We start from the raw sequence: 12482 nt of genomic DNA, 5'->3' as shown, positions 1-12482 counted from the left end.
TGGCGCGCATCCGCCGCCGAACGCTATAATGCCGCTCCCCTGGGAGGTGACGCGTGAAAGTCCCCGTCCGCACAACGGTCAACGGCCGCCTAATCGAGCAGGAGGTCGAGCCCCGACTGCTCCTGGTCCACTTCATCCGGGTCTTCGCCGAGCTGACCGGCACGAAGGTCGGCTGCGACACGAGCCAGTGCGGCTCGTGCACGGTCCTGATCGACGGCGTGTCCGCCAAGTCCTGCACGACGCTGGCGGTGCAGGCCGACGGGGCCGACGTCAAGACCATCGAAGGGCTGGCCGACGGCGAGAAGCTGCATGCGCTACAGGAGAGCTTCTGGAACAAGCACGGCCTGCAGTGCGGCTTCTGCACCCCGGGCATGATCCTGGCCTCGCACGAGCTGCTGCGGACGAACGCGTCGCCGAGCGACGACGAGATCCGGCACGGCCTCGAGGGCAACCTCTGCCGGTGCACCGGCTACCAGAACATCGTGCGCGCCGTGCGTGAAGCGGCCGAGACGATGGCCGCGGCGGACAAGTAGCGGGAGAAACAGCCATGAGCAGCAGAATCTTCGGCTCCGGAATCCGCCGCCGCGAGGATCCGCGCCTCATCACGGGCAGCGCGACCTATACGCACGACATCGTGCTGCCCGGCATGGCGCACGCGGCGATGCTCCGCAGCAGCCACGCGCACGCCCGCATCACGCGCATCGACACCGGAGAGGCCAAGGCGGCCCCCGGGGTCGTCGCCGTCTACACCGGCGCGGACACGGAGGGCGCCCTGGCGCCGACACCCTGCGCCTGGCTGCTCCCGGACTCGGAGCTCAAGATCGCTCCCTATCCGTGCATCGCGAAGGACGTCGTCCGCTACACCGGCGACATCGTGGCGGTGGTCGTGGCCGAGACCCCGTATCAGGCGCACGACGCGCTGGATCTGATCGAGGTCGACTACGAGCCGCTCCCGGTGGTCACCGACCCCGAGAAGGCGGCCGCGGCGGACGCCCCGCAGTTGCACGCCAAGGACGGCAACGGGGAGGACATCCCCGGGAACCAGGCGTTCCACTGGACCGTGGCGGGCGGCGGCGACCTCGACGCGGCGTTCGCCGAGGCCGAGTCGAACGGCGTCGTCATCAAGGAGCGGATCCTCCAGCAGCGGCTGATTCCGAATGCGATGGAGCCGCGCGGCGCGGTGGCGCAGTACAGCAAGGCGACCGGCGAGCTGACGCTCTGGAACACGACCCAGAACCCGCACATCGTCCGTTTCCTCTGCTCGGTCGTCACCGGGATTCCGGAGGACAAGCTGCGCGTCATCGCCCCGGAGGTGGGAGGCGGCTTCGGCAGCAAGATCGCCGCCTATCCCGCCGACTTCATCACCGTGTTCTGCTCGAAGACGCTCGGGCGGCCGGTGAAGTGGATCGAGACCCGCAGCGAGAACTACCAGGCGACCACGCACGGCCGCGATCACGTCCAGGACGTCGAGCTGGCCGCCACGAAGGACGGGAAGATCACCGGCCTGCGCTGCACCGTCCACGCCGGCATGGGCGCGTACCTGTCGACCGCGGCGCCCGGCATCCCGACCATCCTGCACGGCCTCATGCTGTCGGGCTGCTACACGATTCCGGCGCTGAAGGAGGACGTCTTCGGCGTCTACACCAACGGCGTCCCCGTGGAGGCCTACCGCGGCGCCGGCCGGCCGGAAGCGACGTTCATGCTCGAGCGGCTGATCGACATGCTGGCGAACAAGCTGGAGATGGACCCGGCCGACGTCCGGCGGAAGAACTTCATTCCGAAGTTCGAGAACGGCCACGAGGTGGTCACTACCCTGAACTACGACAGCGGCGACTACCCCGGCGCGCTGGACAAGCTGATCGAGCACACCGGCTACAAGGCGTTGCGCGAGAAGCAGGCCGCCGGTCCGTCGAACGGCAAGTACCTCGGGCTCGGCCTCACGTCCTACGTCGAGATCTGCGGTCTGGGGCCGTCGCAGGTGGCCGGGGCCATCGGCTTCCAGGGCGGGCTGTGGGAGAGCGCCATCGTCCGTTTCCACCCGACCGGCAAGGTGCACGTCTTCATCGGGGCGTCACCGCACGGGCAGGGCGAGGAGACGACCTTCGCACAGATCGTCGCCAGCGAGATCGGTGTCGACGCCGGCGACGTGAAGATCTTCCACGGCGACACCGACTCCACCCCGATGGGCTGGGGCACCTACGGCAGCCGGACCACCGCGGTGGGCGGGGCGGCGCTGGCGCTGGCCGTGCGCAAGATCCGCGACAAGGCGAAGGTGCTGGCCGCGCACCTGCTCGAGGCCTCGGTCGAGGACATGGACTACGCGGACGGCAAGTTCTTCGTCAAGGGCTCTCCCGACAAGGCGAAGACGATCCAGGACGTCGCCCTGATGGCGAACGTCGCCTGGGATCTGCCGGAGGGCATGGAAGCCGGCCTCGAGGCGTCCACGTTCTACGATCCGCCCAACTTCGTCTTCCCGTACGGCGCGCACCTCGCGGTGGTCGAGGTGGACGCGAGCACGGGCCAGGTCGAGCTGACCGGGTACACGGCGCTCGACGACTGCGGCCCGCAGATCAACCCCGTCATCGTCGAGGGGCAGGTGCACGGCGGCATCGTGCAGGGCGTGGGACAGGCGCTCTGGGAGGGCGCGGCCTACGACGAGAGCGGGCAGCTCGTCACCGGCTCGATGCTCGACTACGCGCTCCCGCGCGCGGACCGGCTGCCGGACCTGGACGTCATCTCGACCGTGACGCGCTCGCCGCACCATCCGCTGGGCGTGAAGGGAATCGGCGAGGCGGGCACGATCGCGTCGACGGCGGCCGTCTACAACGCCGTGATGGATGCGCTGAAGCCGCTCGGGGTGACGCGGGTGGACATGCCGTTCACGCCGGAGCGGGTGTGGCGCGCCATCCAGGAAGCGAAGGGGAGCTGAGCCAATGTTTGCTGCCGATTTTGAGTACTACCGCGCGGGCTCGGTGGCCGAGGCGGGCCAACTGCTCTCCGCGCACCCCGGCGCGAAGCTCCTTGCGGGCGGTCACAGCCTGATCCCGCTGCTGAAGCTGCGCCTCGCGGCGCCCGCCGCGGTCATCGACATCGGGCGCATCGCGGAGCTGCGCGGCATCTCGACCGACGGCGACGGGCTGCGCATCGGTGCGCTGACGACTCATGCGGAGATCGCCGCGTCGGACGCGATCAAGGAGCACGCCGCCGCGCTCGCCGAGGCGGCGAGCCAGATCGGCGACCCGGCGGTGCGCAACCGCGGCACCATCGGCGGCAACCTGGCGCACGCCGACCCCGCGTCGGACCTGCCGACCGTGCTCGCCGCGCTCGGAGCCACGCTGACGGTGGCCGGCAAGGACGGCGAGCGGTCCGTCGACGTCGGCGACTTCTTCACCGGCGTGATGATGACGACGCTCGGCGAGAACGACCTGCTGACCTCGATCCGCGTCCCGTCGGCCGCGGGCCGCGGCACCGCCTACGTCAAGTTCTCGCACCCCGCCTCGCGCTACGCCGTCATCGGCGTCGCCGCGGCGCTCGCGATCGGCACGAAGGGCGGGGGCTGGATCTCCAAGATCAAGGGCGAACCGAAGGAAACGGTCTGCACGGACGTCTCGGTCGCCATCGGCGGGCTCGTGCCGAAGCCGGTGCGCTGCAGCGGCGTCGACGCGGCGTTGAACGATCAGCCGCCGTCGGACGAGGCCTTCGCCGCCGCGGCCGCCGCGGTGTCGGGCGATCTCGGCGAGGACCTGCTCGGCGACGTGTTCGCCTCGGGAGACTACCGCAAGGCAGTCGCGCCGGTGTACGTCCAGCGCGCGCTCGCGGCAGCCGCCGCGCGGGCCGGTCGGGCGTGACCGGTGCCGCCGTCGAATCCCGAGTCGATTGACGAGTTGCGACAGCTCCTTGCGGAGCGCCGGTACATCGCCGACGACGGGCTCGCCACCGCCATCTACCTCGCGCTGAAGCTGCGCCGGCCGCTGCTGCTCGAAGGCGAGGCGGGAGTGGGCAAGACCGAAGTCGCCAAGGTCCTCTCGGCCGCGCTCGGGGCCGACCTGATCCGGCTGCAGTGCTACGAAGGGCTCGACGTCACCCACGCCGTCTACGAGTGGAACTACGCGCGGCAACTGATCGAGATCCGGCTCGGCGAGGCGGCCGGCGAGCAGGCGCGCGACCGCCGCGAGCGGGCTCGTGAGCTCTTCGGCCCCGAGTTCCTGATCGAGCGCCCGCTGCTGCAGGCGCTACGGGAGCGGGAACGGCCCCCGGTGCTGCTGATCGACGAGCTCGACCGCGCCGACGAGGAGTTCGAGGGCTACCTGCTCGAGCTGCTCTCCGACTTCCAGATCACGATACCCGAGCTCGGGACGATCAAGGCGGCGGCGCCGCCCGTCGTGATCATCACGTCCAACCGCACCCGCGAGCTGCACGACGCGCTCAAGCGGCGCTGCGTCTACGCCTGGATCGACTACCCGAGCTTCGAGAAGGAGCTGCGGATCATCACTACGAAGGTACCCGAGGCGCCGGCCGTGCTCGCCGAGCAGGTGACCGGCTTCGTGCAGGAGCTGCGGCAGGCCGACCTCTACAAGGTGACCGGCGTGTCCGAGACGCTGGACTGGGTGGCGGCGCTCGTGGCGCTCGACAAGCAGGAGCTCGACGCGGCCACCATCGACCGCACGCTGGGCATCGTGCTGAAGACGCAGGAAGACCTGCAGAACGTCCGCGGCGAGCGGATCCAGCAGATGCTCAACCGGGCGAAAACGCCGGGCGCGCGCACGGGCGGGCCGAATGTGGCGGCGCCCGGGTAGAGCGTCGCTCCCGCCGCACACGCATTCCTGAAGCCTCTGCCGAACGGTGTCCTACCTCCTTCACAACCTGCTCCACTTCACCCGGCTGCTCCACCGACTGGGCCTCGACGTGCAGGCCGGCCGGGCGCGCGAGGTGGCCGCGGCGCTCTCGCACGTCGACGTCGGGCGGCGGGCGGACTTCTACCACACGCTGCGCAGCCTGCTCATCCACCGGGCCGACGATCTCGCCACGTTCGACGAGGCGTTCCGCGTGTTCTGGCGGCGCCCGCACGGCGACTGGACCGAGAAGGACCTGAGCGCGATGGGCGAGAAGCGCCGCTCGGGAGCGCCGGAGTACGAATCGGAGGCGCCGGAATCCGATGCGGACGGCAGCGGTGCGGAACGCCGGACCGGCTACCAGGTCGAACGGATGGCGGTGCTCAGCTACAGCGATCGCGAGTCGCTCTACGCGAAGGACTTCGAGCAGTTCACCGAGGAAGAGCTGGCCGCGGCCGAGCGCATGATGGCCGATCTGCACTGGGACCTGGGCGAGCGTACGTCCAGGCGCTGGACGCCCGGCCGGGGCCCCGCGTTGGACCTGCGCCGGACGGTGCGCGCCAACATGCGCTTCGGCGGCGAGCTGATCGACCTGCCGGAGCGGCGCCGCAAGACCAGGCGGCGACCCCTGATCCTGCTGTGCGACGTCAGCGGCTCGATGGAGCGCTACAGCCGGATGCTGCTGCACTTCGTCCATGCGCTGACCGGCGGCGGGCGGCTGGGCCGGGTCGAGTCGTTCGTCTTCGCGACGCGCCTGACGCGCATCACCCGGCAACTCGTCACGCGCAAGGCCGAGGTCGCGGTGCCCCACCTGCCGCGCACCATCACCGACTTCGGCGGCGGGACGCGAATCGGCGACGCGTTGCGGACGTTCAACGTCGATTGGGCTCGGCGGGTACGGGGCCAGGGTCCGATCGTGCTCCTGATATCCGACGGCTGGGACCGCGGCGAGCCGGGTTGCCTGCGAGCGGAGATCGCGCGGCTCCAGCGCTCGTGCCATCGCCTGATCTGGCTGAACCCGCTGCTCGGGTCGCCCGACTACGTGCCGCTGACGCGCGGCATGCTGGCCGCCCTGCCGTCGATCGACGACTTCCTGCCGGTGCACAACCTGGCCAGTCTCGAGGCGCTGGCCCGCCACCTGAACGGCCTGCCCGCGCACCGCCCGGCCCGGCGTCAGGCGCCGACGCCGGCCTGACCCTTCCTTCCGGCACCGCCTCGCCGACGTTTGCGCGGTATGCTGATCACATGGAAGTTTCGGCCACCTACACGTTCGACGCGCCCCGGCAACGGGTCTGGGACCTGCTGATCGACCCGCAGGTCATCGCCGGCTGCCTCCCCGGCTGCGAGGCTATGGAGCCGACCGGCGACGACACCTACCGGGCCACGCTCACCATCGGCATCGCGGCCATCACCGGGCGCTACGAGGGCACGGTCCGCATGACCGACCAGGACGAGCCGGCCGGCTACACGCTCGCCGTCGAGGGCAAGGGCAAGCCCGGCTTCGTGAACGGCTCGGCGGAAGTCGCCCTCGCGGAGACCGACGGCGGCGCCCGGACGAGCGTCGCGGTGACCGGGAGGGCGCAGGTCGGAGGCACGATCGCCCGCGTCGGCCAGCGGCTCCTCGGCGGCGTCTCGAAGATGATGATGGACCGCTTCTTCGCCTGCCTGCAAGAGAGGGCCAGTGCGGCGGGAGGCGGCTCGTGACGGCGCTGGCGGGGCGCGTGCTGGCCGGGGTCGTCCTGCTCGCGGCCTTCGCCGCGGGGGTGGTCGGCCTCCTGGTAGTCGCCTTCGACCTGCAGATCGAGTTCGCCGGCAACGGCATGCGGCCGCTCTTCTCGTTCGGAGCGCCGGAAGCGCACTACGCGGCGTTGGAGGCGGATCGGAACGATTCGGCCGCGGCCCCGTCGGCCGCCGCGGAGGCCGCTACGAGTGAGAACCGGGCGACGCCGGCGGTACCCGAACACGACGCCGTCTGGACCGACTTCCGCGGCCCGCACCGGGACGGGCTCTACACGGAGACGCCGATTCGCACCGACTGGCCCGCCGAGGGGCTCGAGCCGCTCTGGAGCGGACCGATCGGCGGCGGGTACGCCTCTTTCGTGATCGCGGACGGGCTGGCCTTCACCATCGAGCAACGCCGCGACGAGGAGGTGGTCGCCGCCTACGACGTCGATTCCGGCGCCGAACGCTGGACGCACGCCTGGCCGGCGCACTTCCGGGAGACGCTGGGCGGGCCGGGACCGCGGGCCACGCCGACCTGGCACGACGGGCGGGTCTACGCACTGGGCGCCACCGGTCGGTTCGTCTGCCTGGACGCCTCCACCGGTGCGGTCCTGTGGGAACGCGACATCCTGGCCGACGGCGGCGCCGCCAACCTGCCCTGGGCGATGTCAGGAGCACCGCTCGTCGTCGACGACGTGGTCGTGGTCCAGCCGGGAGGCCGCGACTGGTCGGTGGCCGCCTACGACCGCCTCACCGGCGACGTCGCCTGGCACGTGCTGGACGACGTCCAGGGCTATACGTCCCCCATGCTGGCGACGCTGGGCGGCATCCGGCAAGTCGTGGTGGTCACCGCCGAGCGGGCCGCCGGGCTGCGGCCGGCGGACGGGGCGCTGCTGTGGGAGTATCCGTGGACCGTCCCGGTCGTGCCCAACATCGCACAGCCGCTCGTCATAAACGACACGCGACTCTTCCTCTCGGCCGGCTACGGAAAGGGCGCCGCGCTCGTCGAGCTGACTCCCGCCGGCAGCCGCCTCACCGCGGCGACGGTATGGGAATCGAACCGGATGAAGAACAAGTTCAGCAGCTCCGTGTTGATCGACGGCTACATCTACGGGCTCGACAATTCGATACTCGCCTGCATCGACGCCGCCACCGGCGAGCTGCGGTGGAAGGGCGGGCGCTACGGCTACGGGCAGCTCCTGGCCGCGGGCGACCACCTGGTGGTGCTGACCGAGCGGGGCGACCTCGTGCTGGTGCGGGCGACGCCGGACGGCCACGACGAGGTCGCCGGCTTTCGCGCGATCGAAGGCAAGACCTGGAACGTCCCGGCCATGGCGGGCGGCCGCATCCTGGTGCGGAACGCCCGGCAGATGGCCGCGTTCGACTTGTCGCCCTGACCGCAGACCGGGCCGCTCGCTGCTGCCGACAACCGGGTGCGGCGCCTTCGCGATGCACGGCGGGCGTGCCTGCGCGGTGTGACCGTCATGCGCGCTTGCGCTTGCGAACCGGGGCCGCCGCCGCCGCGCCGGACGCTCGTTTGCGTGCGCCCTTCGCGGCCCGCTTCGCCGGCGCCTTCACCGGTTTCTTCTTCGACGCGCTGACCTGATCGAGGCTCTTGCGCAGCGCCTCCATCAGGTTCACGACCTTGGCGGGAGAATCCGCTTCCTGCTCGACCACCTCTTCGCCGGCGACCTTCGCGTCGATGATGCGCCGCAACTCCGCCTGGTACTCGTCGGTGAACTCCGACAGGTCCAGATCGCCGGCGAAGGTTCCAATCACTTGCCGCGCAAGCTGCACCTCGGCCTCGTTGACCGTCTCCGGCAGGTCCTCGAGCTCGTCTATCGCCGACATCCGGCGCACCTCGCTCGCCGCGCGCAGCGTGAACATCATCAGCCCCCGCTCGCGCGGCTGCACCGCGACCAGGTACTCCCGACCGAGCAGCGCCAGCTTGCCGATGCCCGCCTTGCCCTCGAGGGCTTCACGGAGCACCGCGAACGCCTCGCCGGCGACCTTCCCGTCCGGCGCCAAGTAGTACGGCCGCTCGACGTAGATGGGATCGATCGACTCGACGTCGGCGAACCGGAGCAGATTGATGATCCGGGTCGACTCGGGCTTCGCCTTGGCGAGGTCCTCGTCGTCCATCACGACGTAGCGCCCCTTCTCGAACTCGAACCCCTTGACGATCTCCGACTTGTCCACCTCGGTGTCGCACTCCTCGCACCACTTCTTCTGGCGGATCCGCGTCCGGCAGGTGGCGTGCAACTGGTTGAACCGGATGACGCCGGTCGCGTTGGTCGCGGGAAAGACCCGGATCGGGACGGTCACCAGGCTCACCTTCAGGTGGCCCTTCCAGGTTGGACGTGCGGCCATCGTTCGTGCTCCTTGTTCCTTCCCTGAATATATCGGCAGGACGCGCTCCGGGGTTCCCGTATGCTGGTAGTTTCCATGGCGAAGCGTCAGGTGCGGCGACGGCAGGCGGCGACGGCGTGGCGCGGCGACCCGCGCGACGTGCGGCCGATGCTGGCCGAATCGGCCCCGCCGAGCGCTCACGCGCGTCTGCTCTCGCGGCCCGAGCTCGTCTTCGAACCGAAGTACGACGGCATACGGGCCCTGGTGGCGCTGGACGGCTCGGCGCCCCCCTGCCTCTACACACGTCTGGGCCGCGACAAGACCGCGCAGTTTCCCGATCTCGTCGAGCCGCTGGCCGCCCTCGGACGCCGGCTGCGCCGTCCGGTGCTGCTGGACGGCGAGATCGTGGCGACCGGCGACGACGGCGCGGCGCTGCCGTTTCAGCACCTGCAGGGGCGGCTGCACGCGACGGGCGGTGCCGTGCGCGTGGCGGTATGCCGCGTCGCGACCGCGCTCGTCGTCTTCGACCTGCTGCGCGACGGGGACGAGGATCTCCGGCCGCTCCCGTTTACCGACCGCCGGCGGCGGCTGGAACGCCTGCTGCGCCCGGATTGCTCGCAACCGGTACGCCTGATCGAGAGCACGACCGGCAACGGCGCGGCGTTGGCGGATCGCGGCCTGAAGCGCGACTGGGAGGGAATCATCGTCAAGCGCCCCGACGGGCGCTACGCCAGCGGCAGCCGCGGTTCCGGTTGGCAGAAGGTGAAGTTCACGCGCACCGAGGAGTTCGTGGTCGGCGGCTGGACCCTGCCGCGCGGATCGCGCCCGCACTTCGGCGCCCTCCTCCTCGGCTACTACGCCGCCGGCAAGGGTCGACCGGCGACCGGGGCGCTCGTCTTCGCGGGACAGGTCGGAACCGGATTCACCGACGCCGAGCTCGACCGCATCGCCGGCCTCCTCACCCCGCTGGCGACCGATGCGCCGCCTTTCGTGGAGCTGACACAGCCGAAACCGTCCGAGAAGCGCCGCTGGGTCGAGCCGGTCCTCGTCGTGCAGACGGGGTTCAGCCAGTGGACGCCGGACGGCGTGCTGCGCCATCCCGTCTACCACGGCCTGCGGGAAGACAAGCGGCCGGCGGATGTCCGGCTTCCGGCGCGGCGCCCGCCCCCGGGCGGCGCCGCCGATCCGCCCGCGCGACGCGCCGCGACACGGCCGACCGGCCGCGTCGAGAAGGAAGCGCGCACCTCACCGCAGACAGGGAGAGCGACGGCCCCGGCACGACCGGAGCACCGGGCGGCCGCACCGGAACCGGAGCACCCGGACCCGGGCGTCGATGACCTGCTGGCGCAACTCGAGGACCTGGAGCGCAACCGCCGGCGCGGCACCCTCGTCCTCCACGACGGCGCGCGCGTCCCCGTCGGCAACCTCCACAAGGTCTTCTGGCCCGAACCGGGAATCACCAAGGGCGAGCTGCTCCGCTTCCAGCTCCGCATGGCCCCGCACCTGCTGCCGGTGGTCGCGGATCGGCCCCTCGTCATGAAGCGGTTTCCCAACGGCGTCGGCGGCAAGTCGTTCTACCAGCACCGCGCGCCGGACCCGCTGCCCGACGGCCTCCGCGTGGCGACCGTCCGCGAGAGCCCCGCCAAGCCCGACTCGGTCGTGCCGTACCTGGTCGGCGGGCAGCTTCAGACCCTGCTCTACATGGCGCAACTCGCCGTCATCTCGCAGGACCCGTGGTTCTCCACGCTGGACGATCTCGAGTCTGCCGACCAGGTGGCCCTCGACCTCGACCCGATGCCGGAAGCAACGTTCGACCGCGTGCTCGATGTCGCCTGCTGGCTCCACGACGAGCTGGAGCGTCTCGGCGTGCCCTGCTTCGCCAAGACCTCCGGCTCCGAGGGCGTCCACATCTTCATTCCGCTCCCGCCCGGCACACCCTACGAAGCGGGCATGATCTTCTGCCAGATCGTCGCCACGGTGGTGGCCGACGCCCACCCGGCGGCGGCCACCGTCGAGCGCATGGTCCGGCAGCGGCGGCCCGACGCCGTCTACATCGACTACCTGCAGAACATCTACGGCAAGACGCTGGCCTGCGCCTACAGCGCCCGCGCCAGCCCGTTCGCCGGCGTGTCGACGCCGCTCGCCTGGACGGAGGCGCACGAGGGGGTCGCGGCCGGTCTCCGGCCGCAGGACTTCACGATCCGGTCCATCGTTCCGCGCCTCGAGCAGGTGGGAGACCTCTGGGCGAAGATGCGCTCCGCCGAGCCGGCGCGACTCGAGGCGGCATTCGCCTACGGGGAGTAGTGCGACGATGGGTCGCGTCGGGAGTCTGCCGGCGCGAGACTCCTGCGGCGCAGATTCCCGGTGGACCGCGTGGTAAGATGGCCGTTCGCGCGCCCGTAGCTCAGCTGGATAGAGCGCCGGGCTTCGAACCCGTAGGTCGGGGGTTCAAATCCCTCCGGGCGCGCCAACGCGGTCAGTACTCGCTGCCGCCGGGAATCCGGCTGGCGAGCGGATCGTGGATACAAGCGCCCGTAGCTCAGCTGGATAGAGCGTCGGCCTCCGGAGCCGAAGGCCACAGGTTCGAATCCTGTCGGGCGCGCCAATTCTTCAGGCCCTTTCCTCAACGAAAAGGGCCTTTTTCTTTGGGTTTTTGGCGCTCTTCCGACCGGGACCGCCTCTACCGCGTTCGGGTCAGATCGGGTCAGATCGGGTCCCAGGACGCCCCTTTCAGGCACCAAAAGTTAGCAGAAAAAGTTAGCACCCCGCCCGCGCGGCTTCGCAGCGTGCGAGCCGCCCTGCCCGGTCAACTCCCATACCGGCGGATCTCCGCAGTCCGGGGCCACCACTTCGTCAGGGCGGGCCGCGGCGGGAACGGCGCATTGCGACAGCAGGTGGGGCCGGGGGGCGCCGGCACGTCGCCGGGCGGGGATCCGAACGAGACCGGGACGGTCCAGCCCCTCGAGGTCGCGAGGTACTTCGACGCGGCGTGACCGTGGTCTTCAGCCAGCTCCGGCCGCCAGCGCGCCGGACTCAGGTGATCGTCAACGACGAAGGGCGGAGACGCGGCGCTGTACCACGAGGCGCTTCGGAACTCGCGGGCAGTCCGGCTTCCCCCATTGACCAAGCAGCCGAAGGGGTTGCGTGCCGGGTATCATCGTCGAGCAAATGACCGTCGTTGAGCAGCGGGAGCTCGATCCCGCAGCCCCTCGACGATACGCCCTCGGTCGATCGCGATGACGGCCGGCGCGCTGACGAGCGACTGACGCCGGAGCATTCTGGTGATCCGGAAGTCGTCGCCGGTCGCTGGGCGCGGCAGAAAGAGGGCCGCCAAGGTGGTTGCCAGGCGGAAGCGTGCGTCGCCACCGTATTCGATGGGTTTGTCGGAGGAAGTTGAACGCCGATTTCGGGGGAAGTTGAACGCCGGTTTCGGAGGAAGTTGAACGCCGATTTCGGGAAGTTGAACACCGATTTCGGTCATCGTGAACGCTCGTCGGTAGCCGGACCCAGCATGCTTTCGCCCTTTTGATCAACGACAATTATTTTTGCCGGTTGGCGAGGACGCGATCGGCCGGTTCG

General features: G+C 70.3%; 10 protein-coding genes and 2 tRNA genes. 10 read left to right on the top strand and 2 right to left on the bottom strand.

Annotated features, from left to right (window positions below; all coding sequences use genetic code 11):
* Positions 1-53 precede the first annotated feature (53 nt).
* Genes F4X11_13850 through F4X11_13820 form a run of 7 tightly spaced genes read left to right on the top strand, consistent with a single transcriptional unit; the run spans position 54 to position 7951 of the window.
* Complete coding sequence (locus tag F4X11_13850) at positions 54-533, top strand: (2Fe-2S)-binding protein (GenBank protein MYN66095.1); 480 nt, start codon at positions 54-56, stop codon at positions 531-533.
* Positions 534-547: 14 nt separating this feature from the next.
* The gene (locus tag F4X11_13845; protein MYN66094.1) at positions 548-2929 is read left to right on the top strand and encodes a molybdopterin-dependent oxidoreductase; all 2382 of its coding nucleotides are present in this window, start codon (positions 548-550) and stop codon (positions 2927-2929) included.
* Positions 2930-2933: 4 nt separating this feature from the next.
* Positions 2934-3848 (top strand): xanthine dehydrogenase family protein subunit M, encoded by a 915-nt coding sequence (locus F4X11_13840; GenBank protein ID MYN66093.1) that lies wholly within the window; start codon positions 2934-2936, stop codon positions 3846-3848.
* Between the two features lie 3 nt (positions 3849-3851).
* Positions 3852-4796: a MoxR family ATPase gene (locus tag F4X11_13835; GenBank protein MYN66092.1), complete on the top strand. Its 945-nt coding sequence runs from the start codon at positions 3852-3854 to the stop codon at positions 4794-4796.
* A 46-nt stretch (positions 4797-4842) separates the two neighbouring features.
* Positions 4843-6027, top strand: a complete 1185-nt coding sequence (locus F4X11_13830) for a VWA domain-containing protein (protein ID MYN66091.1) — start codon at positions 4843-4845, stop codon at positions 6025-6027.
* Between the two features lie 50 nt (positions 6028-6077).
* Positions 6078-6536, top strand: coding sequence for a carbon monoxide dehydrogenase subunit G (locus F4X11_13825; GenBank protein MYN66090.1), 459 nt, complete (start codon positions 6078-6080; stop codon positions 6534-6536).
* Positions 6533-7951 (top strand): PQQ-binding-like beta-propeller repeat protein, encoded by a 1419-nt coding sequence (locus F4X11_13820; protein ID MYN66089.1) that lies wholly within the window; start codon positions 6533-6535, stop codon positions 7949-7951. Before F4X11_13825 ends, F4X11_13820 begins: the two co-directional genes overlap by 4 nt.
* Positions 7952-8036: 85 nt before the next feature.
* Here F4X11_13820 and F4X11_13815 read toward each other — a convergent pair whose 3' ends face one another.
* Positions 8037-8924: a Ku protein gene (locus F4X11_13815; GenBank protein MYN66088.1), complete on the bottom strand. Its 888-nt coding sequence runs from the start codon at positions 8922-8924 to the stop codon at positions 8037-8039.
* 60 nt (positions 8925-8984) lie between these two features.
* Here F4X11_13815 and ligD point away from each other — a divergent pair, with 60 nt between their 5' ends.
* The 3 genes from ligD to F4X11_13800 all read left to right on the top strand — a co-directional run bounded on the left by ligD (position 8985) and on the right by F4X11_13800 (position 11508).
* On the top strand, positions 8985-11207 hold the full coding sequence (gene ligD, locus F4X11_13810; protein ID MYN66087.1) for a DNA ligase D: 2223 nt from the start codon (positions 8985-8987) through the stop codon (positions 11205-11207).
* An 89-nt stretch (positions 11208-11296) separates the two neighbouring features.
* Positions 11297-11373 (top strand) — tRNA-Arg (locus tag F4X11_13805).
* Between the two features lie 58 nt (positions 11374-11431).
* A tRNA-Arg gene (locus F4X11_13800) sits at positions 11432-11508 on the top strand.
* A gap of 549 nt (positions 11509-12057) precedes the next feature.
* Here the strand turns inward: F4X11_13800 and F4X11_13795 are convergent.
* Complete coding sequence (locus tag F4X11_13795; protein ID MYN66086.1) at positions 12058-12384, bottom strand: hypothetical protein; 327 nt, start codon at positions 12382-12384, stop codon at positions 12058-12060.
* Between the last annotated feature and the right edge of the window lie 98 nt (positions 12385-12482).

It is taken from the genome of Acidobacteriota bacterium, assembly GCA_009861545.1.
GTDB lineage: Bacteria > Acidobacteriota > Vicinamibacteria > Vicinamibacterales > UBA8438 > WTFV01.
Note: the sequence above shows the minus strand (reverse complement) of the source record. Positions and strands in the feature narration are given on the sequence as shown.